The sequence below is a fragment of the Actinoplanes cyaneus genome (assembly GCF_016862095.1).
GTDB lineage: Bacteria > Actinomycetota > Actinomycetes > Mycobacteriales > Micromonosporaceae > Actinoplanes > Actinoplanes cyaneus.
Window position 1 is genome coordinate 87,786 of record NZ_BOMH01000068.1, and the last position, 21,649, is coordinate 109,434.

General features: G+C 71.8%; 21 protein-coding genes. 7 read left to right on the top strand and 14 right to left on the bottom strand.

Going from position 1 to position 21,649, the window contains the following annotated elements:
* Positions 1-27 precede the first annotated feature (27 nt).
* The 13 genes from Acy02nite_RS38505 to Acy02nite_RS38565 all read right to left on the bottom strand — a co-directional run bounded on the left by Acy02nite_RS38505 (position 28) and on the right by Acy02nite_RS38565 (position 12,850).
* The gene (locus Acy02nite_RS38505; RefSeq protein WP_203752891.1) at positions 28-942 is read right to left on the bottom strand and encodes an NADP-dependent oxidoreductase; all 915 of its coding nucleotides are present in this window, start codon (positions 940-942) and stop codon (positions 28-30) included.
* A 269-nt stretch (positions 943-1,211) separates the two neighbouring features.
* Positions 1,212-2,045 carry an AfsR/SARP family transcriptional regulator gene (locus Acy02nite_RS38510; protein ID WP_203752893.1) on the bottom strand — a complete coding sequence of 278 codons (834 nt, stop codon included), beginning with the start codon at positions 2,043-2,045 and terminating at the stop codon, positions 1,212-1,214.
* A 535-nt stretch (positions 2,046-2,580) separates the two neighbouring features.
* A complete protein-coding gene (locus Acy02nite_RS38515; RefSeq protein ID WP_264653296.1) occupies positions 2,581-4,386 on the bottom strand; it encodes a DHA2 family efflux MFS transporter permease subunit in 1,806 nt (601 codons plus the stop codon).
* A 40-nt stretch (positions 4,387-4,426) separates the two neighbouring features.
* Positions 4,427-4,957 (bottom strand): flavin reductase family protein, encoded by a 531-nt coding sequence (locus Acy02nite_RS38520; RefSeq protein ID WP_275407307.1) that lies wholly within the window; start codon positions 4,955-4,957, stop codon positions 4,427-4,429.
* A gap of 139 nt (positions 4,958-5,096) precedes the next feature.
* Positions 5,097-6,131, bottom strand: a complete 1,035-nt coding sequence (locus Acy02nite_RS38525; RefSeq protein WP_203752895.1) for an LLM class flavin-dependent oxidoreductase — start codon at positions 6,129-6,131, stop codon at positions 5,097-5,099.
* Positions 6,132-6,194: 63 nt separating this feature from the next.
* The gene (locus tag Acy02nite_RS38530; protein WP_203752897.1) at positions 6,195-6,923 is read right to left on the bottom strand and encodes an SDR family NAD(P)-dependent oxidoreductase; all 729 of its coding nucleotides are present in this window, start codon (positions 6,921-6,923) and stop codon (positions 6,195-6,197) included.
* A gap of 22 nt (positions 6,924-6,945) precedes the next feature.
* Positions 6,946-7,332: a PPOX class F420-dependent oxidoreductase gene (locus Acy02nite_RS38535; protein WP_203752899.1), complete on the bottom strand. Its 387-nt coding sequence runs from the start codon at positions 7,330-7,332 to the stop codon at positions 6,946-6,948.
* Positions 7,329-8,258 carry an MBL fold metallo-hydrolase gene (locus Acy02nite_RS38540; RefSeq protein WP_239175596.1) on the bottom strand — a complete coding sequence of 310 codons (930 nt, stop codon included), beginning with the start codon at positions 8,256-8,258 and terminating at the stop codon, positions 7,329-7,331. The genes Acy02nite_RS38535 and Acy02nite_RS38540 overlap by 4 nt, the downstream gene beginning before the upstream one ends.
* Complete coding sequence (locus tag Acy02nite_RS38545; RefSeq protein ID WP_203752902.1) at positions 8,255-9,211, bottom strand: aromatase/cyclase; 957 nt, start codon at positions 9,209-9,211, stop codon at positions 8,255-8,257. Before Acy02nite_RS38545 ends, Acy02nite_RS38540 begins: the two co-directional genes overlap by 4 nt.
* Entirely contained in the window at positions 9,208-9,462 is a 255-nt protein-coding gene (locus Acy02nite_RS38550; RefSeq protein WP_203752905.1) for an acyl carrier protein, read from the bottom strand. The genes Acy02nite_RS38545 and Acy02nite_RS38550 overlap by 4 nt, the downstream gene beginning before the upstream one ends.
* Positions 9,463-9,487: 25 nt before the next feature.
* The gene (locus Acy02nite_RS38555) at positions 9,488-10,723 is read right to left on the bottom strand and encodes a ketosynthase chain-length factor (protein ID WP_203752908.1); all 1,236 of its coding nucleotides are present in this window, start codon (positions 10,721-10,723) and stop codon (positions 9,488-9,490) included.
* Complete coding sequence (locus Acy02nite_RS38560) at positions 10,720-11,988, bottom strand: beta-ketoacyl-[acyl-carrier-protein] synthase family protein (RefSeq protein ID WP_203752911.1); 1,269 nt, start codon at positions 11,986-11,988, stop codon at positions 10,720-10,722. The genes Acy02nite_RS38555 and Acy02nite_RS38560 overlap by 4 nt, the downstream gene beginning before the upstream one ends.
* 205 nt (positions 11,989-12,193) lie before the next feature.
* The gene (locus Acy02nite_RS38565) at positions 12,194-12,850 is read right to left on the bottom strand and encodes a hypothetical protein (RefSeq protein ID WP_203752914.1); all 657 of its coding nucleotides are present in this window, start codon (positions 12,848-12,850) and stop codon (positions 12,194-12,196) included.
* Between the two features lie 249 nt (positions 12,851-13,099).
* Here Acy02nite_RS38565 and Acy02nite_RS38570 point away from each other — a divergent pair, with 249 nt between their 5' ends.
* Genes Acy02nite_RS38570 through Acy02nite_RS38585 form a run of 4 tightly spaced genes read left to right on the top strand, consistent with a single transcriptional unit; the run spans position 13,100 to position 17,690 of the window.
* On the top strand, positions 13,100-14,239 hold the full coding sequence (locus Acy02nite_RS38570; RefSeq protein WP_203752917.1) for an acyl-CoA dehydrogenase family protein: 1,140 nt from the start codon (positions 13,100-13,102) through the stop codon (positions 14,237-14,239).
* Between the two features lie 27 nt (positions 14,240-14,266).
* Positions 14,267-14,629 carry an antibiotic biosynthesis monooxygenase gene (locus Acy02nite_RS38575; protein WP_239175597.1) on the top strand — a complete coding sequence of 121 codons (363 nt, stop codon included), beginning with the start codon at positions 14,267-14,269 and terminating at the stop codon, positions 14,627-14,629.
* A 2-nt stretch (positions 14,630-14,631) separates the two neighbouring features.
* Positions 14,632-16,326: an acetyl-CoA carboxylase, carboxyltransferase subunit beta gene (accD, locus tag Acy02nite_RS38580; RefSeq protein WP_203752919.1), complete on the top strand. Its 1,695-nt coding sequence runs from the start codon at positions 14,632-14,634 to the stop codon at positions 16,324-16,326.
* 17 nt (positions 16,327-16,343) lie between these two features.
* Positions 16,344-17,690, top strand: coding sequence for an acetyl-CoA carboxylase biotin carboxylase subunit (locus tag Acy02nite_RS38585; protein WP_203753056.1), 1,347 nt, complete (start codon positions 16,344-16,346; stop codon positions 17,688-17,690).
* 57 nt (positions 17,691-17,747) lie between these two features.
* Here the strand turns inward: Acy02nite_RS38585 and Acy02nite_RS38590 are convergent, their stop codons facing one another.
* Positions 17,748-18,182, bottom strand: a complete 435-nt coding sequence (locus Acy02nite_RS38590) for a nuclear transport factor 2 family protein (protein WP_203752922.1) — start codon at positions 18,180-18,182, stop codon at positions 17,748-17,750.
* A 165-nt stretch (positions 18,183-18,347) separates the two neighbouring features.
* Here Acy02nite_RS38590 and Acy02nite_RS38595 point away from each other — a divergent pair, with 165 nt between their 5' ends.
* The 3 genes from Acy02nite_RS38595 (at position 18,348) to Acy02nite_RS38605 (ending at position 21,639) form a co-directional block, all read left to right on the top strand.
* Positions 18,348-19,133 carry an SDR family NAD(P)-dependent oxidoreductase gene (locus Acy02nite_RS38595; RefSeq protein WP_203752924.1) on the top strand — a complete coding sequence of 262 codons (786 nt, stop codon included), beginning with the start codon at positions 18,348-18,350 and terminating at the stop codon, positions 19,131-19,133.
* An 11-nt stretch (positions 19,134-19,144) separates the two neighbouring features.
* Positions 19,145-20,446, top strand: coding sequence for a DUF6081 family protein (locus Acy02nite_RS38600; protein WP_203752926.1), 1,302 nt, complete (start codon positions 19,145-19,147; stop codon positions 20,444-20,446).
* A gap of 200 nt (positions 20,447-20,646) precedes the next feature.
* Positions 20,647-21,639, top strand: a complete 993-nt coding sequence (locus tag Acy02nite_RS38605; protein WP_203752928.1) for an RNA polymerase subunit sigma-70 — start codon at positions 20,647-20,649, stop codon at positions 21,637-21,639.
* Positions 21,640-21,649 lie beyond the last annotated feature (10 nt).

Consider the following 21,649-nt stretch of genomic DNA (forward strand, 5'->3'; position numbering starts at 1 on the left):
CGCTCGGCGGGCCCCCACCGGTGAGGGTCACTCGTTGACGAGCACGACCTTGCCGCGGACGTGCCCGGACTCGACGTCCCGATGGGCCTGTGCGGCCTGGGCGAACGGATACGCCGCCTGGAGGTGGATGCGCAGCTTGCCCTCGGTGTGCAGCTCGGCCAGCTCGGCCAGGCGGGCCGCGGTGCGGGTGCCGCCGAGCATGCGGACACCGAACTGCTGGGCACCGCGGTAGTCGCCGATCGTGCCGACGCGCTCCTTGTCCTTGACCAGCTCCAGCGACGGCGCGATGGCGTCGCGGCTGGCGGCGTCGAAGGCCGCGTCCACACCCTCCGGCGCGAGCGCGCGGACCCGATCGACCAGGCCCGGCCCATACGCCACCGGGGTGGCGCCGAGCTCGCGCAGATAGTCGTGGTTGCGCTCGCTGGCCGTCCCGATGACCTGTGCCCCCCAGGCGCGGGCGAGCTGGACGGCCATCGTGCCCACACCGCCGGCCGCGCCGTGGACCAGCACCGTGTCGCCGGCGCCGACCTTGAGCTCGCTGAGAGCGATGTGCGCGGTCTGGCCGCACACCGACAGCACGCCGGCCTCGGCCCACGGCATGCCGGCCGGCTTGATGATGATGTGGTCGGCGCTGATCGTCACGAACTCGGCGACCGCGTCCATGGTGGTGAAACCGATGACCTCGTCGCCGACGGCGAAGCCGGTCACGCCGTCGCCGACCTCGTCGATCACCCCGGCCAGCTCGTTGCCGGTGGTCTGCGGGAAGGTGACCTCGACGAACCCCTGCGCGTCGCCGCGGCGCACCATCGTGTCGAAGGGCTGGACGCCGGCGGCCTTCACCCGGACCCGGACGTCGCCCGCGCCGGCGTGCGGCTCGGCGACGTCGACGATCTCCAGGACATCGGGGCCGCCGAAGCTGGAGAAGACAACCGCTTGAGACATTGTGCTCCCTCGTGGACTCAAGGCCCGGCGCGTCCCGCCGGACCGTTCAACCCTGCAACCCCAACCTGACTTGAGGTCAAGGCGCCGGGCGCGGGAACGACCTGCCTTCGCCGGCGTTCCCGCGCCCGGCCTGCGCTCCTGCCTGGCCCTACTGCCTGGCCGTCTTGCCTGGCCGTCTTGCCTGGCCTTCCTGCCTGGTCTTCCTGCTGGCCTTGTTGCCCGGCCTTTCCGACCTGCCTTCGCGGGCCGGGAGACCCGGCCCGCGAAGGTCACAGGACGTGCGCCTGACGTCGCGGCGCGACGTCCAGCTGTGTGGCAAACCGGTTCACCGGGCCGGCCCGGTTGTCCACCCGTGGGTTGAGCACCTCTTGCTGGAGCCGCTGGACCTCCGCCGCCGGCTCGATGCCGAGCTCGTCGCGGAGGATGCGGCGCAGATCCTGGTAGGCCTGCAGCGCCTCGGCCCGCCGGCCGGATCGGTACAGCGCGGTGATGAGCTGGCCGTGGAACCACTCGTTCAACGGGTACGCCACCACGAGGGACCGCAGCTCGGGCAGCAGCTCGCGGTGCCGGCCGAGGCGTTTCTCGGCCTCGATGCGCAGCTCGATGGCCCGGATCCGCAGCTCGTCGAGGTGCGTGACGTGGGCCTGCAGGACGTTGCCGATCGTGATGCTGGCCAGGGCCGGGCCGCGCCACAGATCGAGTGCCTCGCGCAGTCGCGCCGCGGCCTGCTCGGCGTGCCCGTCGTCGAGCTCCGCGCGTCCCTGTTTGACCAGGCGTTCGAAGACCTTGATGTCGACCTCGTCGGGCTCCACCTCGATCGCGTAGCCCCGAGGGCGAGTGAGCAGGAGGACGCGTGATTTCGGGATGAGGCCCTCGCGGACGAACATCCGCCGAGCGTGGTAAACATATGTCTGCAATGTGGTGAGTGCGCTCTTCGGCGGCTCGTCGCCCCACAATTCCTGCACCAGCAGATCGATGCCGGTTATCTCATTCGACTTCAGCAGCAGCAGGGCGAGAACCTGGGCCAGCTTCGAGGCTGTCAGTGCGCACCTGCGGCCGTCGTCAGCGATTATTTCCATTGGTCCGAGAAGGTTGAATCGCACGGTGGAACTCCCCCGTCGTTTCCCCGAATGCGGTTGCCTGTCCACCGATCCGCAAATATGTCCGATCTTCCGAACGCGGCCGGGGTGGCGGCGGTCATGTGATGGCGCGACGATGGTTGTCGATCGCGCGAGCCGTGCTCATCCTGCTCGGCAGCGCGGCCGGCGGCTGGCTCTGTCATGACGGTGCTCGAACATCGGATCCCCCGTTGGTTATCGACAGTTGCGCCTGCATCCTACTTGGACATTGTGTTCGTGGTTTTGCCCGGACATGCCGAATGGCGATCGTGTAAATGACAGATTCGCGCCCCGCGAAGTTTGATCTCCACGGCGGCGGCGTCCATCTCATGAATCCGCTGGTGGGGTACAACTATAGATGTCTGTCTAACAAGATCGACACCGCGGTTGCCGTCGGAGGAAGTGAGGAACATTACGCCGCCGACGGTATTCTTCCCGCTCGGAAATTTGATCGCGCAAAAGAAGCAGGGCCGACCACATGGGTCGGCCCTGCAGATCGGCTCTTTAGGCCCGGGAATTCCTATTTGTCGGCTGCGGTGTCGACCCGTCCCTCAGTGCCCTTCGATGAATCGCCGCCGCCGGCCGCACCCGTCGAGGAGCTTTCGCCACCACCGTTGCCGTTCCAGGAGTCGCCGCCACCGCTGCTGCCGGCGCCGGCCCAGGAGTTGCCCCCGCCGCTGCCGGTTCCGGTGCCGCTCCAGGAGTTGCCCCCGCCGCTGCTGCCGGTGCCGCTCCAGGAGTTGCCCCCGCCGCTGCCGCCTGTGCCGCTCCAGGAACTGCCGCCGCCTCCGCCGCCCCACGGGTTGGCGCCGGCGGCCGGCTTGCCGGGGAGCCAGCGCGCGACGACAGCCGCGCCGATCAGCGCCACCACCGCGGCACAGAGCGAGCTGACGTGCATCGCCGACACGAACGCGTCGTGGGCCGCCTGGACCAGGGTGGCCCCGTGGGTCGTGTCCTGACGCGCGACGGCCAGCGTCGCCTCGATCGACTCACCGGCCTTCGCCGCCGTCGCCGCGGGCAGGACCGTGAGCTTGTCCTCAATGTCGAGGCGGTAGACGGCGCTCAGCGCGGAACCGAGCACGGCGACGCCCACCACCTGACCCACCTGGCGCATCGTGTTGTTCATGGCCGAGCCGACAGCGGCCTTCTCCCGCGGCAGCGACATCATGACCGACACCGCGGCCGGCGGCATCACGTGCGCGATGCCCGTGCCCAGGAGGAAGAAGTCCGGGAGGATCGCCCAGATCGGCGTGTCCGCGTCGACCAGGGTGAGCGCCGTCAGCGCCACCGCGACGGTCACCAGGGCCAGGGAGCAGACCAGTTTCGGCCCGAACCGCCGTACCGTGGCGGCACTCAACGGCCCGAAGATCGCGAGCGCGGCGGCGAGCGCGAGGGTGCAGGCGCCGGCCCGCAACGGCGTGAACCCCCGGACGGACTGCAGGTAGAACGCGCTGAAGAACAGGAAGCCGGACATCGCGAACGAGACGAACCCGACGGCCGCGATCGCCGCCGAGAAGCCCGGGTGTCGCAGCAGTCGAACTTCGAAGGCAGGATTCGCCGTACGGCGTTCGTGCCACACGAACAGTCCCAGCACCACGAGCCCGGCCAGGATCGGGCCCCAGGCCACCGGCTCGGTGAACGATCCACGGCTGCCGCCCTCGATCACGCCGTAGACGAGCAGGACCAGCCCGGCGATCGAGAGCAGGACGCCGGGGACGTCGAGTGGCCGCTTGGCGGGCGCCTTCGACTCGGGCACCGCCACCCCGATCGCGATCATGACGAGCACCACGATCGGCACGTTGACCAGGAAGACCGACCCCCACCAGAAGTGGGCCAGGAGCAGACCGCCGGTGATCGGGCCGAGCGCGATGGCCACGCCGATCGCGGCGCTCCAGATGCCGATCGCCTTGGCCCGTTCGGTGATCGGGAAGACCGCGGCGATGATGGCCAGGGTGCACGGCATGACCGCGGCCGCGCCGACGCCCATCAGCGCCCGGGCGGTGATCAGCTGTTCCGGGTTCTGCGAGTAGGCGGAGGCCAGCGAGGACAGTCCGAAGATGACCAGGCCGGTCAGCAGGACCCGTTTGCGCCCCACCCGGTCGGCGATCACACCCCAGCTGAACAGCAGGGCGGCGAAGACGATGGTGTACGAGTTGAGGGTCCACTCCAGTTCGCCGTGGGTGGCGCCCAACCCCAGGACGGGATCGGAGAGCGTGCGCAGCGACACGTTCAGGATCGTCGTGTCGATGATGACGGCCATCAGGCTGCCGACGAGTACCGCAAGGATGCGCCAGCGGCGCGGATGTCCGAGGTCGGTGTCCGCCACGGTGTCTGGTTCCTCTCTGATGTCGCGCTCCGCGGGTCGCCTACTCGCGCGAGACGGTGGCGACCGTGCCGAAGCGACGGTCGAAGTAGATGGCCGGAGTTCCCTTGTCACCGAGCAGCACCGTGTCCACCCGGCCAACCATGATCATGTGATCGCCGACGTCGTACCGGCTGGCGACCAGGCATTCGACGGCGGCCGCGGCACCGGCCAGCACGGTCCGGTCCTGATCGGTGCGGACGAACTCGCCGGAGGCGAACTTGTCGGCCGCCTTGCTGGCGAACCGGTGTGCGACGTCGGCGTGGTGGGCCTGGAGGATGCTCACGGCGAAATGGCCGGTCCGGGCGAACACCGGGTAGGAGTTGGCGCTCTTGGCCAGGCACACCAGAACCAGCGGGGGATCGAGCGAGACCGAGCAGAACGAGCTGGCGGTGAACCCGTAGGGCACCCCGTCCTCGTCGTGCGTGGTCACGATCGTCACCCCGGTCGGGAACCGCGCCATCGCGTCCCGGAATGTCGCCGGCTCCACCGTGCCCTGTGCCTCGGCGTCGTGGTGCGGACCTGCTGAAATCACGTCCCTCTCCTCCTGGTGGCCTGCCGGCGTGCAACCGGCGTGGCAGCGCGGCAAGGTGCTCGGAGGGCGAACGCCGCCCATCCTGTTCGCCCGATCTCGAAAATCGGTCGAGAATGCGTCGAACGTCGACGTGTGCGGGTCAGCCGGCGGTGCCGGAGCGTTCCAGGGCCTCGGCGGCCTGCCGGACGATGGCGAGGCGCCCGTCCAGATCGGTCGCCGCGGCGGAGACCATGATCCCCAGCGTGGTGACGCCGGCGTCGGCGTACTCACGCATGCGGCCCGCTATGCGGTCGACCGGCCCGATCAGCGAGGTGGCGTCGATGAAGTCGAACGGCACGGCGGCCGCCGCACCGGCCCGGTCGCCGCCCGCGAGCCGATCGCGCAACTCGGTGACCGCCTCGGTGAACCCCAGCCGGTCCGCCATCGCACAGTAGAAGTTGCGCTCGCGGTCGCCGATCCCTAGCAGGTACACGAAGTGTGCCCGCAGCGCGTCGGCGGCCGGCCGTGGATCGCCGGCCACCGAGGTGGCCAGGCAGGGCAGCACGTCGAACCCGTCCAGCTCGCGACCGGCCCGGGCCCGGCCGGCGCGGATCTCGTCCACCGCGGACTTGACCGCGGCCGGGGAGGCGAACACGCCGATCCAGCCGTCGGCGATCTCGCCGGCGAGCCGCAGATTCCGGGGGCCGACGGCGGCCAGGTAGATCGGCAGATCGGCCCGTAGCGGCTCGGTGAACAGGTGCAGCGGCGCCGGCGAGCTACCGGTGGCGGGCAGGGGGTAGTAGGTGCCGTCGTGGCTGACCGGGCCGCCGCGCAGGGCCGCGCGCACGATCCCGACGTACTCGCGGGTCCGGCCCAGCGGATGGTCGGACGCGGCGCCGTACCAGCCGTTCGCGACGTCCGGGTTGGACACGCCCAGGCCCAGCCGGAACCGGCCGCCGGAGAGGCTGTCGAGCGTCGCCGCGGTCAGCGCCGCCATCGCCGGGGTGCGGCCCGGGATCTGCATGACCCCGGAGGCCAGCGCGATCCGCTCGGTCTGCCCGGCCACGTACCCCAGCACGCTCGGCGCGTCGGACTTGTAGCCCTCAGGGGCCAGGGCGATCGCGTACCCCAGACGCTCGGCCTCCCTGGCCAGCTCGCCGGCGCCCTGGTAGACGAGGTTCACACCCAGCTTCATGTTTCTCCGTCCTTTCCTGGGACGGCTGCCGGCCGGCGATGCACGCCGACCGGCAGCGAGCGGTCAGATGAGGTGTGCGCCGCCGTCGGCCAGCAGCACCTGGCCGGTCACGTACGTCGATCGGATCAGGCCCAGCACGACCTCGGCGACGTCATCGGGCAGTCCGACGCGCCGCAGCGGGGTCTCCTGCCGGACCTTCTCGGCGATCTGCGTCATCTGGCTGGTCCACGGCGTCTCGATCAGGCCGGGGGCGACGGCGTTGACCCGCACCTCCGGCCCGACCACGTTGGCCAGCAGCCGGGTCATGTGCTCGACCGCGGCCTTGCTGACCGCGTACGGGATGGAACTGCCGGCCGGCCGGCTGCCGGCGACCGAGGAGATGTTGACGATGCAGCCGGCGCCGGACTCCCGCAGGTGCGGGATCGCGGCGACGGCGGTCTGCCAGGTGCCCACGACGTTGACGTCGAGGATCTCGTGCCACACCTGCGGGGTGACCGCCTCGAGATCCGGGTGGGGGATGCGCCGAGTCGTGCCGGCGTTGTTCACCAGCACGTCGAGCCGGCCGTACTCCTCGACGGCCGCCTGCACCAGCCGCCGGGCCCCGTCCGGGGTGGCGATGTCGGCCTGGACGTATGTCGCCTCGGGCAGCGTCGCGGCCAGCTCGCGGCCGGCCTCGGCGCTGCGCGCGGAGTTGACCACTACCCGGGTCCCGGTCGCGGCCAGACGCCGCGCGATCGCGGCGCCGATGCCGGACGACGATCCGGTCACGATGGCGACCTTCTTGTCGGTCACGTCTTCTCCTCGGTCATGGGTGTCAGCTCGTGCCCGGCACGTCGCGGGCGTTGCGGCGGCCGTCGAGGCCCCACGCGGTGATCCGCTGCGGGACGATGCGGATGTACGCGTCCGGCCCGTCGACCGCCTCGGCCCGGCCCCGGATCTCGATACCGCGTGGCTGCCACGGCGGCAGCACGTCGTCGATCACGATCGCGGCGCGACCCGAGCGGGCCACGTCACGGAACTTCTTGCTCTGGCCCATGCCGGTGCCGCCGATCTCGATGGCCTGGCGCTCGGCGTCGAAACGCCAGCCGACCGGTGCGACGTGGGGCATGCCGTCGGATCCCACGGTGGCGATCCGGGCCAGCAGGGTGGGACTCGGGCCGGACTGCAGGTATTCGCGCTCGGCGTCGGTGAAAATGGTCATGCCAGGCATGTTGGTACGAGCCCGTCGTTGTATTCCACCATCTCGCCGAAGATCGACACCACGTCGAGCGGACGGCCGAGATCGCCCGGACCCAGCTCGGCGTAGGCACGATGAAGATTGCCGACGATCCGTTCCGGATCTATCAGGTGACCGAAGTCACCGGTTCCCGACTCGCGGGCGACCTCCAACGGGGTAAGGCCCGCGGCCGCACCGTCCGCGGCGAGGCGCTGGATCCATTCCAGATAGTCGGTGGTGGTGTCGAAGACCTCCGGACCGGCCACCGGCCCGTGCCCGCAGACGATCGTGCGGGCGCCGAGCTCGCGCAGCCGCCGCACCGCGACCAGCGCGCCGGAGACCGATCCCATCAGGTTGAACGGCGTCGACCCGGAGAGGACGACGTCACCGGCGAAGAGCACCCGCTCGTCGGGCAGCCAGGCCACCACGTCGTTGGTGGTGTGCGCCGGCCCGACGTGCAGCAACTCCACCCGCCGGTCTCCGACGTGCACCGCCGCCCGGCCGGCGAACGTGAGCGTCGGCAGGGTGACCCGCACGTCGCCCCACTGCACGTCCGGCCAGAGCCCGGTCAGGGCCATCCCGGTCGCCGCCATCTCGGTGCGGGCCAGCTCGTGTGCGACGACCTGCGCGGCCGGTCCGAACAGGTGGTTGCCGAAGTTGTGATCGCCGTGGTGGTGGGTGTTGACCACGGTCCGGCGCGGGCCGGGCCGGAGCGCGTCGACAGCGTCCCGCAGCCGCCGCGCACGACGCTCGGTGGCCAGCGTGTCGATCACCAGTGCGCCGTCCGGGCCGGCCACCACCCCGGCGTTGCTCACGCACCAGCCACCCGGCGGCTGGACGTACGCGTACACGCCGTCGGCCACCTCGGTCAGCGAGGCCTCCAGCTCCGGGCCGGCCACGGACGGGATCACGGGACGGTTCCCTCGGTGACCGGCACCCGGGCGCCCGCGTACGCCCCGGCGTGGGTGAGGGTCGCGCGGCTGTTGGCGCCCAGCGCGTCGCGCAGGAACCTGCGGGCGTCGGCCACCGTGGCGGACGGCCCCAGCACTGTCGTGATCGTGGCCGGGTTGATCGCCACGGTGTGCCGCGCGATGACCACCGTGCCCTCGACCCCGGTGTGGAACTCCCAGCTGCCGCTGTGCCCGGTGAGCAGCGCCGGCGGCACCAGCTGCTTGTAGACGATCTGCTCGGCCGGGAAGCACAGCCGGATCGAGCGCGTGGTGTGCGCCGAGCCGTCGGCGGTCACGGTGTCCATCTCCATGTCCTGCACGCCGGGCGGCTCCTCGCGCAGCGTGACCCGGCTGACGTGCGGCAGCCGGTCCGGCCAAAGGTCGGAGCGGTTCACGAACTCGTAGGCGTCCGCCGCCGCGCCGGGCAGGCGCACCAGGTCCTCGAACGTGAACACCAGGTCGTCGATCGGGTGCCCGCCCTGCGCGACGCGGCCCAGCGCGGCCAGCTCGACCGGGCTGTTGTGGTCGACCGCCCGGGTGATCCAGTCGAGCGCGGCGGGGTCGTCGCCGACCGCGGTGAAGTCGTGGTCGAGCACGATCTCGGTGCCGCCGGGCACCTCCCGGAAGTGCCAGGCGCCGCCCATCGACCCGATCGGCGCCTGGCTGCGCTCCTGCGCGAACGTGATCGTCCGCGCTCGCGGGTCGAGGGTGCGCCGCGACGTCCAGGTCTTGACCTCGCCGTTGGTGGTCGCCCAGATCTGGAACCGCTCGCTGTGCCCGTCGTGCTCGAGCAGCCGGACGTGCACTGTGGGTTCGAAGATGACCGGCCATCGGGTCACGTCCGCGACCAGCGCGTACAGGGTGTCGGCCGGTGCCGCGACGGTCAGCGTGTGGCGGGTGACGCGGCCGGTCATGCCGTGGCCAGCCGGCCGTTGACCAGGTCGAGCAACTCCTGCGGGGTACGGGCGTCGTTCACCTCGTCGTCCGGCAGCTTCACGCCGAACTCCTGCTCGATGCGCGCCGCGGTCTCCATGAGCGCGAGCGAGTCGTACCCCAGGTCGTCGAATCGCCGGCCGGCGCTGTCGGTGACGGTCGCCGTGGCGTCGTCCTCCCCGGCACAGCTGACAAGGATGCGCTGCAGGTCGTCGATGGTCATGATGGGCATTGCGGGCTCCTTGGATAGCGAATGGTCAGTCACGGACGGCCCGGACGACGACGGCGGAGTTGAACCCCCACCGGCCGCGGGCGAGGATCAGAGCGGTCGCGACGCGCGCGGCCCGCGGCTCGTGCAGGACCAGGTCGAGGCCGTAGTCGCCGGGAACGTCCTCGGTCCCGGCCGTGGCCGGCAGCACCCCGTCGCGGATGGACAGCAGTGCCGACACGACGTCGAGCGGGCCGCCACCGGAGAGCAGCCGGCCGGTGAGCGCCTTCGGTGCCGTGACCGGGACGCCGTGCGGGCCGAAGATTCCGGTGATCGCGGCCGCCTCGGCCCGGTCCAGCCCGGCCAGGCCGGCGGCGTCGGCGAAGACCACGTCCACCTCGGCCGGGGTCACGCCGGCGTCGGCCAGTGCCAGCTCGGCGGCGCGGCGTAGGCCCGGCGGCCGGGGCGAGCCGGGCGGCGGGTCGAAGGTGGAGGCGTAACCGGCGATCTCCCCGTAGATCTGGCTCTCGCCGCGGGCGCGGGCGGCCTCGGCCCGTTCCAGCACCAGGATCGCGCCGCCCTCGCCCGGGATCCAGCCGGCCGCCGCGCTGTCGAACGGGGTGTACGCGCGCGCGGGGTCGGTGACCTGGCTGACCCCGCCGCTGGACAGGTGCGACACCCAGCCCCACGGGTCGAAGGCCGAGTCCACCCCGCCGGCGACCACGAGCCGGGTGCCGCGGCGGGCGGTCCGCCGGGCGTGGCCGATCGCGTCCAGCCCGCCGGCCTGGTCGGCGACCAGGGCGCTGCTGGGCCCGCGCATCCCGTGCCGGATCGAGATCTGGCCGGTGTTGACCGCGTAGAACCAGGCGAACGACTCGTACACGCTGACCAGCTGCGGGCCCTGGGCCCAGAGCTTGTTGAACTCCCGGTGGGTGAAGTCGAAACCGCCGGAGGCGTTCGACGTGACCACGCCCATCTCGTAGTCGACCAGGCTGCCGGCGTCGACCTTGGCGTCGGTCAGGGCCCAGTCGGCGGCGGCCAGCGCGAAGCGTGTCGACACGTCGGTCTGAGGCAGCAGCCGGCCCGGGATGTGGTCCTTCGGCTCGAAGCCGCTGATCTGCCCGGCCAGCGCCGCCGGGTAGGCGGAGGCGTCGAACCGGGTCAGCGGCGCGATGCCGGAGCGTCCCTCCAGCGTGGCGTCCCAGTACTGCTGGGCGCCGAGGCCGTTCGGGGCGATCACCCCGATGCCGGTGACGTAGACGGGTTCGTGGTGCGGGCCGGTCATGCCGTCGCTCCTTCCGGGCGGCGCAGCACCATCGCGCTCTGGAAGCCGCCGAAGCCGCTGCCCACGGTGAGGACGGCGTCCAGCCGTCGCTCCCGGGCGGTCAGGGGTACGTAGTCCAGGTCGCACTCCGGGTCGGCCGAGTGCAGGTTCGCCGTCGGGGGCACCACGCCGTGCTCGATCGCCAGCAGCGACGCGGCGATCTCGATCGAGCCGATCGCGCCCAGCGAATGCCCGACCATCGACTTGATCGAGCTGATCGGGGTCCGGTACGCGTGGTCGCCGAGACTGCGCTTGAACGCCGCCGTCTCGTGGCGGTCGTTCTGCTTGGTCCCCGAGCCGTGCGCGTTGATGTAGTCGATCGCGGTGCCGTCCAGGCGCGACTCGTCCAGTGCCGACCGGATCGCCTCGGCCATCTCGCGACCGTCGGTCTTGAGCCCGGTCATGTGGTAGGCGTTGCAGCGGGTGGCGTACCCGGAGATCTCGGCGTACACGTGCGCGCCGCGGCGGCGGGCCGACTCGTACTCCTCCAGCACGAAGACCGCGGCGCCCTCGGCCAGCACGAATCCGGTGCGGGACGCGTCGAACGGGCGGGAGGCGTGCTCCGGGTCGTCGTTGCGCGGGGTCGTCGCCTTGATCGCGTCGAAGCAGGCGACCACGATCGGGGTGATCGGGGTGTCGGACGCGCCGGTCACCATGACGTCGGCGCTGCCCTCGCGGATCAGCTGCACGGCGTGGCCGACCGCGTCGATGCCGGAGGTGCAGCCGTTGGAGACCATCGCGGCCGGCCCCTCGGCGCCCACGGTCCAGGCCACCTCGGCCGGCATCACGCTCGGCACCAGGTAGTCGTACATGTGCGGGGACAGGTAGCGGTGGTCGACCTCCCAGGCGGCGCCGTCGCCGGAGAGCACCCGGTACTCCCTCTCCAGGCTGGTGGCCGCGGCGACCGCGCTGCCCAGGCTGACGCCGACCCGGTGCGGGTCGGTGGCGGCGAAGTCCAGACCGCTGTCGGCGACCGCGTCGCGGGCACAGACCACCGCGAACTGGGCCGCCCGGTCCATCCGGCGGATCTCCCGCGGGGTCAGGCCCTCCGATTCGGCGTCGAAGTCGATCTCCGCGGCGACCTGCGAGCGGTAGGGCGAGGGGTCGAAGAAGGAGATGCGGCGGGTGGCCGTGCGTCCGGCGGTGAGCAGGTCCCAGAACTCCTTGACGCCCCGGCCGCCGGGTGCCCGCACGCCGATCCCGGTGACCACCACACGGCGCGTCATTGACCGCCTCCAAAGGCAGAATAAACTGTCGTACGAAGCATGTCTGCGCATTCCTTTCGCCGATGTGAAGGCGCGTTCTGTATTGCGGCCGTGTTTCCGGCTCGGGCAACTCTCGAATGTCGCTCGAATGTCACTCGGATTTGACTGGAACAGGTGTCGCCGGGCGGGCACCGACATTTCCGGCGACGCCCGCCCGGCGGTCACGTCACTTGGTCGCGGTCGTGCTGGTGAGGGTCACCGTCGCGGCCGGCTCGCAACGGAACGGCCGCAGCGTGCCGGCCGGGTCACCGGCCGACGCGCTGGTCCGGGTCCACGAGAACGACGGGTTGTCGGTGCCGGTGCCACCCGTGGCCGTGGTCAGGACACCGGTCTTGACCTTCGACAGCAGCAGCACGTCCAGCTCGGGCAGGTCGAAGACGGTCGCCGCCGGGAACGGGCCGGCCGCCTTCAGCACCAGGACGTCGCCCTGCCGCTCGACGGACGCGCCACTGACCGTGCCACCGGTCAGCCACCAGGCCACCGGCACGGCGCCGGTCGGCAGCTTGAAGCGCACGGCGACGTCCTGGACCTGGGACTGGATCGCCGGGTTGGGCGTGATGGCCGGGGTGTCGAGCGTCACCTTGAAGAACTGGCCCTTGGCGACCGTCGCCGGCGCCGAGGTGGTGAAGGTGAGAGCGTAGGGCACTGTCGTCTCCCCGCCGGGGAAGGTGACGTAGCAGCCGTAGTTGACGGTGACCGGGGTGGCCGCCGCCGCAGTGGTCTCCGTGGCGGCCTGCGCGGACACCGCCGGCAGCACACCGGCGAGCGCGAGCACGGTGGTGGCCGCGACGCGGGTGGCCCACTTCGACTTCAGGGTCATCATCTGCCTCTCAGATTCGGTATGGGATCGCACGGCCGGCGCGGCGGGTCGGGCACCCACCGGAATCACCTGCCGTGCGCCGGGCAAATGTCTATCCGCCGCCGATAGAGCGCCGCTCGCACGCGACTCGAAAATGCGTCCATCGAATGTCGCGCGAGCCGCTGTCGAGCCTTTCTCGAGCGGACCGGGCGATTCTCTCCGGGCACCTTCCCGCGCCGGAGAATCCGTCGCCGCACCCAGGAGGTAACCAGCGTGCTGAATCACCCGCTGACCGATACCGATCTGCCGAGCGCGGCGACCGGGATCGCCGCGATCGCCGCCCGATGCGCGAACGACGCGGAGGACAACCGGCGCCTGGACCCCGAGGTGGTGAGCGCGGTCCTGGCGGCCGGCTTCGCCAGGCACTTCGTCCCGGCCGCCTGGGGCGGCAACGCCGGCACCTTCACCGACCTGACCGACGCGGTCGTCACCATCGGCTCGGCCTGCGCCTCCACCGCGTGGTACGCGTCGCTCACCGCCAGCCTCGGGCGGATGGCCGCGTTCCTGCCGGCCGAGGGGCAGGCCGAGCTCTGGTCCGCCGGCCCGGACCCGCTGATCGTCGGCGCACTGATGCCGGTCGGCACGGCGCAGCCGGTGGACGGCGGGTGGCAGCTCAGCGGCCGCTGGACGTTCGTCAGCGCCGTCGACTACTCCGACTGGGCGCTGGTCTGCGCGATGGCGGCGACCGGGGCCGCGCCGCAGGCCCGCTTCTTCGCGGTGCCGCGCTCCGGCTACCGCATCGAGGACACCTGGTTCAACGTGGGGATGCGCGGCACCGGCAGCAACACCCTGGTGATCGCCGACCAGTTCGTGCCGGCCGCCCGGTCGTTCACCCGCGACGAGGTCGCCGCCGGTGGCGCGGGTGGCTCGGCGGCGCTCTGTCACGCCGTACCGCTGAAAGCAGTCAATGGTCTGTCCTTCGCGGCACCCGTGCTCGGCGCCGCCCGGGGCGCGCTCGACGCCTGGACCGGCTACCTCGGCGAGAAGGTACGCAAGGCGGCGCCGCGACCCGGGCTTACCGCCGCCGGGCCGGCCGGTCACGAGCTCACGCTGGCCCGGTCGTCCGGCGAGATCGACGCGGCGGAACTCCTGCTGCGCCGGGTCGCCGCGGTCGCCGACACCGGCACTGTCGGCCCGCTCGACGTGGCCCGCAGCACGCGCGACTGCGCACTCGCCGTCGACCTGCTGGTCACCGCGGTCGACCGGCTCTTCCGGGCGGCCGGCACCTCCGGCCAGTCGTCCACCAACGCCATCCAGCGGTTCTGGCGCGACGTCAACGCCGCGTCCAGCCACGTGGTGCTGCAGTTCGAGCCGGCCGCCGGCGCCTACGCGGCGCTGCTGCTGAAGCTCTGACCACCGTTCCGACCACCGAGGAGAGCAATGATGATCGACGTTTCCCGGCCCGATACCGGCTTCGTCGCCCTGGTCACGATCCGGCTCGGCGACCCCGCTGCCGGTCAGCCGCTGCTGGACCTGCTGGCCGGCGAGGTCGAGCAGTGGGTCCGCTTCCAGCCCGGCTTCGTGTCCGCGAACTATCACGTCAGCATCGACGGCACCCGCGTGATCAACTACGCGCAGTGGTCGAGCGAGCAGGCGTACCGGGAGTCCTTCAAGGCCAGCCCGAACAGCGGGTCGCTGCGCGAGGCGATTCTCGCGATCCCCGGCGTCGAGGGCCTGGAGATGACCGGTTACACCCTGGCCCGGTCCGTCGCCGCCGCCTCGGCCGCAGCCGGGACGGTGTAACGATGGACTCGGCCGACTGGGTGATGTGCCGAGGCTGCCGGACCCTCGTCTACGGCAAGCGGTTCGCGCGCGACCTCGGCGTCTGCCCCGAGTGCGGCCGCCACGCGCCGGTCAGCGCCCAGGAGCGGCTGCGGCAGCTGTCCGACGGCGGGGAGTTCGAGCGGCTCGACTTCGTCGCCCGCAGTGAGGATCCGCTCGGCTTCGTCGACACCCGGCCGTACCCGTCACGCCTGGCCTCGGCACGAGCCCGGACAGGCATGGAGGAGGCGGTGCTCTGCGCCCGGATCACCATCGAGGGCCTGCCGGTGATCGCCGCGGTGATGGACTTCCGGTTCATGGGCGGCAGCCTCGGCAGTGCCGTCGGCGAACTGATCACCCTCGCCGCGGAGACGGCGCTGGCCGAGCGGACCCCGCTGCTGATCGTCTCGTCCTCCGGCGGCGCCCGGATGCAGGAGGGCGCGCTCTCGCTCATGCAGATGGCCAAGACCAGCGCCGCCCTCGCCCAGCTGGACGAGGCCGGCATCCTCACGCTGTCGCTGATCGCCGACCCGACCTTCGGCGGGGTGGCCGCGTCGTTCGCGACCCTCGCCGACGTCATCGTGGCCGAGCCGGGCGCCCGGCTCGGGTTCGCCGGCCGCCGCGTCATCGAGCAGACCATCCGCCAGCAACTGCCACCGGAGTTCCAGACCGCGGAGTTCCTGCTGGAACGGGGCTTCATCGACCTGATCGTGGCGCGCCGTCGGCTGCGCCCGGAACTGGCGAGACTGCTGCGGGTCGGCAGCCGGCCGGCCGGTGGCCGCTCCGGGTCCGGTGACCCGGCGCCGGACGCGCCGGTGATCCGCGACCCCCGGGACCTGCCCGAGGCCGACCCGTGGGCCCAGGTCGCCCGGGCCCGCAAGCTGGACCGGCCGACCACGCTGGACTACGCATCGATGATCTGCGCCGACTTCCAGGAGTTGCGCGGCGACCGGGTCGGGGGCGAGTGCGCCGCGGTCGTCGGTGGCACCGCCTGGCTCGACGGACGCGCGGTGATGCTGATCGGCCAGCAGAAGGGGCACACCCCGGCCGAGCTGATGCGGCGCAACTTCGGGATGCCGTCGCCGGCCGGTTACCGCAAGGCGGCCCGGCTCATGCGCCTCGCCGACAAGCTGGGCATCCCGGTCGTGACGCTCGTCGACACCCCGGGGGCCTACCCGGGAGCCGATGCCGAGGAGCAGGGCCAGGCGGTCGCCATCGCGGAGAGCCTGCGGCTGATGGCCTCCCTGCGGGTGCCGGTGGTGTCCGTCGTGATCGGCGAGGGCGGCAGCGGCGGCGCGCTCGGGCTCGCCCTCGCCAACCGGGTGCTGATGTTCGCCGACAGCGTCTACTCGGTGATCAGCCCGGAGGGCTGTGCCGCGATCATCTGGGACGATCCGTCGGCGGCCGCGGACGCCGCGGCGGCGCTGCGGCTCAACTCGCGGGACCTGCTGCGGCTCGGCGTCGTCGACGGCGTCATCCCGGAACCGGAGGGTGGCACCGGCGCCGCGCCGCTGGCCGCCGCCGACCGGCTGCGGCTGGCCATCGGGCAGAGCCTGCGCGAGCTGGACGGGCTCAACGGCGCCGAGCTGTGCGCCGACCGCCGGGCCCGGTTCCGCCAGTTCGGCTCGTCGCTGACGGTCGAGGCGGAACTCTGGACGATGAGCGAGGAGGTGCGGTGAACCCGGCCACCGAACCGATGTTCGCCAAGGTGCTGATCGCCAACCGGGGCGAGATCGCTCTGCGGGTCGCCCGCGCGTGCCGGGAGCTGGGCGTGGCCACCGTCGCCGTGCACTCCGTGCCGGACCGTGACTCGGCGGTGGTCCGCTTCGCCGACGAGTCGGTGCAGATCGGGCCGGCCGCGCCGGGGAAGAGCTACCTCAACGCGGCGGCGATCCTCGAGGCCGCCCAGCGCACCGGCGCCGACGCCGTCCACCCCGGGTACGGATTCCTCTCCGAGTCGCCCGACTTCGCCGAGGCCTGCGAGGACCTGGGCATCGTCCTGGTCGGCCCACCGGCCGGTGTGATGGGCCGGCTCGGCGACAAGGCGACGGCCCGGTCGCTGATGCACGCGGCCGGGCTGCCCCTGCTGCCTGGTGGCCTCGACCCGCTCGGCCCGGAGGAGGCCGCCGCGCTCGCCGGCCGGATCGGCTTCCCGGTCATCATCAAGGCCTGCGCCGGTGGCGGCGGTCGCGGAATGCAGGTCGTGCACGACCCGGACCGGTTCGCCGAGGAGTTCCGGCGCACCCAGGCCACCGCCCAGATGCTGTTCGGTGACGGCCGGGTGTACGTGGAGAAGTACCTGTCCGACGCCCGCCACGTCGAGGTCCAGGTCCTCTGCGACGGGCGCGGCAACGCGATCCACCTGGGCGAGCGCGACTGCACGGTCCAGCGCCGGCACCAGAAACTGATCGAGGAGACGCCGGCCCCGAGCCTGCCACCGGGCCTGGCCGAGCAGATGGGCGCCTCCGCGGTCGCCGGGGCGCTGGCCGCCGGATACGTCGGCGCCGGCACCTTCGAGTTCCTGCTCGCCCCGGACGGGGAGTACTACTTCATGGAGGTCAACTGCCGCATTCAGGTGGAACACCCGGTGACCGAGATGGTGACCGGCATCGACCTGGTCCGCGAGCAGCTGCGGATCGCGGCCGGCAATCCGCTCGATCTCGAGCAGGACGACGTACGCCTGCGTGGTGTCGCTCTGGAATGCCGGATCAACGCCGAGGACCCGGCCAACGGCTTCGTCCCGACCCCCGGGCTGATCGAGCAGTTCATCCCGGCGGGCGGGCCGTTCGTCCGGGTCGACACGCACGTCCACGCCGGGTACACGGTGCCGCCGAACTACGACTCGCTGCTGGCCAAGCTCGTGGTCTGGGCGCCGCGGCGGGACGAGGCCATCGCCCGGATGCTGCGGGCGCTGTCCGAGTTCACGGTGACCGGCGATCGGGTCCGGACGACCGGCGACTTCCTGGCCCGGGTCCTCGACGACGACCGGTTCCGCGGGGCCACGCACACGACGGCGCTCGTCGACGAGTTGCTGCGGCCCTGAGCGCATGCCTGAGGGCGGCCGGGACGACACCTCGTCCCGGCCGCCCTCAGCCGTTGCTCAGAACAGCTGGTCGTGCTCCACCCGGCGGGAGCGGTTGAGCAACTCGCCGTCCTCACGGACCAGCACGTCGTGCACCACGCAGCTGGGCGCGATGATCGGCTGCTTCACGCCCGGCCGGACGGTCACCACCAGGGCGTAGACGGTCGAGCGGATCGTGCCGTCCTCCTGGGGCTCCAGGTTCACGTGGTTGAACCAGTGGCGGCGCTGCACCGGGTCGCCGGCGAACCGCTCGTGGAACTCGTGCAGCTCGCGGACGATCTGCTCACGCCCGCGAGCCGGCTCCCGGCCCGGGGTGTGCCGGAACTCGCCGTCGATGGTGAACGTGTCCGCGTACGCCTCGAAGACGCCGCCGTCCAGCAGCTGCATCTGACGCGCGTAGAACTGCTGGACCTCGGCGTACAACTCGGTGCGGGACTGGGTGCTGCTCGTCATGGGCTCACTCCGGATCGTCGGTCGATGTGTCCACCGTGCCGAGCCCCGCTCGAACCCCGCTCGACAACGCATGGACGCCCGCATGAGCCTCCAGGCCCGCTCGACCGGGTTTCGAGCCACGGCGGACACCATCGGAGACCTGATGGCCGATGCGATGGAGGATTCATGACGCAACAGACCCGGCGGGTAGCCCTCGTCACCGGCGCGACCAGCGGAATGGGCCTGGACATCACCCGCCGCCTGGCCGGCCTGGGCATCAGTGTCTTCATCTGCTCCCGGAACGCCGAGGCGGTCGCCGGCACGGTGAAGGAGCTGACCGGCGAGGGGTTCGACGTGGACGGTCAGAGCTGCGACGTCTCCGTGCCCGAGCAGGTGCGTGACCTCGTCCACGCCGCGGTGGAGCGGTTCGGCCCGCTCGACGTCCTGGTCAACAACGCCGGCCGCAGCGGCGGCGGCGTGACCGCGGAAGTCCCCGAGGATCTCTGGTTCGAGGTCATCAACACCAACTTGAACAGCGTCTTCCTGGTCACCAAGACGGCGCTGACCGACGGCGGCATGCTCGCCAAGGGCAACGGCCGGGTGGTCAACATCGCCTCCACCGGCGGCAAGCAGGGCGTCGTGCACGGCGCGCCCTACTCGGCCTCCAAGCACGGCGTGGTCGGCCTGACCAAGGCGTGGGGCCTGGAGCTGGCCAAGAGCGGCGTGACCGTCAACGCGGTCTGCCCCGGATTCGTGGAGACGCCGATGGCCGAGCGCGTCCGCGAGCACTACGCCGGCATCTGGGGCGTCGACGAGGCGGAGGCCCACGCGCGGATCACCGCCCGGGTCCCGATCGGCCGCTACGTCGAGCCGCGCGAGGTTTCCGCGATGGTGGAGTACCTGATCAGCCCGGATGCCGCGGCCGTCACAGCGCAGGCGCTGAACGTCTGCGGCGGCCTCGGCAACTACTAGGGAGCGCCGGTATGAGTCAGGACGATCGCGAACTGCGCGATGTTCTCGAGCTGGTTCGTGACAACGCTCTGCATCTGCTCTCCGGGGTGTCGCAGCCGCCGAGCGCGCTGCGGTTGCAGGCCGGCGGGGTGAGCGTCGAGCTGGAGTGGCCGGTGACGACCGCGCCGGCTCAGCCGGCGCCACCGGCGGCCCCGGTCGCCGTCGCCCCTCAGGTGGAGGCGGACGGGTTGTCGTTCGTGACCGCGCCGATGGTCGGCGCGTTCTTCCGGGCGCCGGAACCGGGCGCCAAGCCCTTCGTCGAGGTCGGTGACACGGTCGTCGCCGGGCAGCAGGTCGCGATCGTCGAGGCGATGAAACTCATGATCCCCGTCAACGCGGAGCTCGACGGCCGCGTCGTCGAGGTGTTCAAGGACAACGGCGAGCCGGTCGAGTACGACGAGCGGCTGTTCGCCCTCGCCCCGCTCGGCTCCGGAGAGGAGTCATACGTGGAGATCAACACCGAGACCGTCGTTCAGGAGGTCTTCCTGGACGACTTCAGCGACGGACTGCGCACCGAGGGGGACGCCGCCAGGTGGCGGCTCCGGCCGGTCGGGTCGCTCCCGGCCGGCGACGGGGTGGTGCACACCACCGGCGACGGCATCGTGATCGAGCCGCCCGGCCGCGACCCGGAGACCGGCGAGCCGGCTTTCGCACCGTCCGAGGGCGGCGTGACCGAGCACATCCGGTGGGCCGCCTTCGCCGGCCGTGTCGCCTCCACCGGCGTGGCCGGGTTCGACGTCCGTCCCGGGCAGGTCCTGACGGCCGGCACCGAGATGGCCGCGCAGTTCTTCGGCACCGGCAAGCACCACCTCGGGGACACCGTCACCGATCCCGGCTCCGACCTGCGCCTGGGCATGGCCGGTATGATCTGCGTGGACATGGAGTCCGGGCTGGTCTTCGACTTCGTGCTGACCCAGAACACGGTCTACGCGCTGTACGAGCGTCTGCCGCGGCCCGATCGCAGTCACGCGACCTTCTCGTACGCGGTGCCGGTCGCGGACCGCAAGCCGGATCAGTTCCACCGGTTCGAGGTCGGCCTCGACCCGGATGCCGGGACGGCCCGGTGGAGCCTGGACGGCGCCGAGGTGCTGACCGCCGACCGGCTGGGGACGCAGTCCCTGGACGCGCGCTACCTGAAGAAGTCCGGCGGTGGCGCCGAGGAGCTCGTCGTGCCGCGGCAGGTGGTGCTCGGCTTCGGCCTGTTCACCGACGGCGTCTTCGGCCAGGGCATCCGCCTCGGTGTCCGCCGCGCCCGGGTCGCCACGGCGGGCTGATCGGCCGACCGGGGTAAGCCCCGTGCCCGCCGTGCCCGGTCGTGACGGCGGGCTGATCGGCCGCCCTGGGTGCGAGCTCGGCGTCGGCCCTGCCCGTGCCGTGACGGCGGCTGATCATCCGGCCGGGGCGCGAGTGATGAGTTCTCGCGCCCGGCCCCGTCATATCTGCGAAGGACATGACGAGGCGAAAGGATGACGGCATGAGCGCGGACACATGGCTGGGCGAGCGGGGCGTGGGCGGAGCCGGCGAGCCGGAGTTCACCGGGCTGGCCGAGCGGCACCGGCGGGAGCTGCACGTGCACTGCTACCGGATGCTCGGCTCGTTCGAGGACGCCGAGGACACCGTGCAGGAGACGTTCCTGCGGGCCTGGCGGCGGCGCGAGACGTTCGAGGGGCGGTCCACATTCCGGGCCTGGCTGTACCGGATCGCGACCAACGCCTGTCTGGACCTGCTCGCCAAGCGCCGCCCGGAGCCCGCGACCGGCGGCGAGGTCCTCTGGCTGCAGCCCTACCCGGACCGGTTGCTCGACGAGTTGCCGGCCGGTGACGCGGACGAGCCGGAGACCCTGGCCGTGGCGCGGGAGACGATCGAGCTGGCGTACCTGATCGCGGTCCAGCACCTGGCGCCGCGCCCGCGGGCCGTGCTGATCCTGCGCGACGTGCTCGGCTGGCCGGCGAAGGACGTCGCGGATCTGCTCGGCGACTCGGTCAACTCGGTGAACAGCGCGCTGCAGCGGGCCCGCGCCGGCATGCGGGAGCACCTGCCCGAGCAGCGGCAGGACTGGACCGGCGGCCAGGAGGACGCCGGGACGCGGGAGCTGGTGCGCCGCTTCACCGAGGCCAGCGTGGCCACCGACATCCCGGCGCTCGCCTCGATGCTGCGCGACGACGTCCGCTGCTCGATGCCGCCCACGCCGGGCCTGCAGATCGGCCGCGACGCGGTGATCGGTGACTGGACCGCGGACGGCTTCGCGGGCATGACCGGCCTGCGCGCGGTTCCGGCCGCCGCGAACCGGCAGCCCGCGGTCGCCTTCTACCACTGGCGGGAGCAGGAGGGGGCGTACCTGCCGCTGACCCTCGACGTGCTGCGGATCAGCGGCGGCGCGATCAGCGAGATCGTGACGTTCCACGCTGACCGGTTCGCGCGGTTCGGGCTGCCGGAGCGACTGCCCGCGGACGGCACGGAGTCGTGAGCGCCCCGGC

Bases quoted from the DNA above. Each gene is read 5' to 3' on its own strand.
- Acy02nite_RS38525 (WP_203752895.1), bottom strand. From the start codon at position 6,131: ATGAAGCTGGGTGTGAACCTCGTCTACCAGGGCGCCGGCGAGCTGGCC.
- Acy02nite_RS38535 (WP_203752899.1), bottom strand. From the start codon at position 7,332: ATGACCATTTTCACCGACGCCGAGCGCGAATACCTGCAGTCCGGCCCG.
- Acy02nite_RS38560 (WP_203752911.1), bottom strand. From the start codon at position 11,988: ATGACGCGCCGTGTGGTGGTCACCGGGATCGGCGTGCGGGCACCCGGC.
- accD (WP_203752919.1), top strand. From the start codon at position 14,632: ATGGACTCGGCCGACTGGGTGATGTGCCGAGGCTGCCGGACCCTCGTC.
- Acy02nite_RS38550 (WP_203752905.1), bottom strand. From the start codon at position 9,462: ATGCCCATCATGACCATCGACGACCTGCAGCGCATCCTTGTCAGCTGT.
- Acy02nite_RS38565 (WP_203752914.1), bottom strand. From the start codon at position 12,850: ATGATGACCCTGAAGTCGAAGTGGGCCACCCGCGTCGCGGCCACCACC.
- Acy02nite_RS38545 (WP_203752902.1), bottom strand. From the start codon at position 9,211: ATGACCGGCCGCGTCACCCGCCACACGCTGACCGTCGCGGCACCGGCC.
- Acy02nite_RS38595 (WP_203752924.1), top strand. From the start codon at position 18,348: ATGACGCAACAGACCCGGCGGGTAGCCCTCGTCACCGGCGCGACCAGC.
- Acy02nite_RS38600 (WP_203752926.1), top strand. From the start codon at position 19,145: ATGAGTCAGGACGATCGCGAACTGCGCGATGTTCTCGAGCTGGTTCGT.
- Acy02nite_RS38590 (WP_203752922.1), bottom strand. From the start codon at position 18,182: ATGACGAGCAGCACCCAGTCCCGCACCGAGTTGTACGCCGAGGTCCAG.
- Acy02nite_RS38555 (WP_203752908.1), bottom strand. From the start codon at position 10,723: ATGACCGGCCCGCACCACGAACCCGTCTACGTCACCGGCATCGGGGTG.
- Acy02nite_RS38575 (WP_239175597.1), top strand. From the start codon at position 14,267: ATGATGATCGACGTTTCCCGGCCCGATACCGGCTTCGTCGCCCTGGTC.
- Acy02nite_RS38585 (WP_203753056.1), top strand. From the start codon at position 16,344: ATGTTCGCCAAGGTGCTGATCGCCAACCGGGGCGAGATCGCTCTGCGG.
- Acy02nite_RS38605 (WP_203752928.1), top strand. From the start codon at position 20,647: ATGAGCGCGGACACATGGCTGGGCGAGCGGGGCGTGGGCGGAGCCGGC.
- Acy02nite_RS38505 (WP_203752891.1), bottom strand. From the start codon at position 942: ATGTCTCAAGCGGTTGTCTTCTCCAGCTTCGGCGGCCCCGATGTCCTG.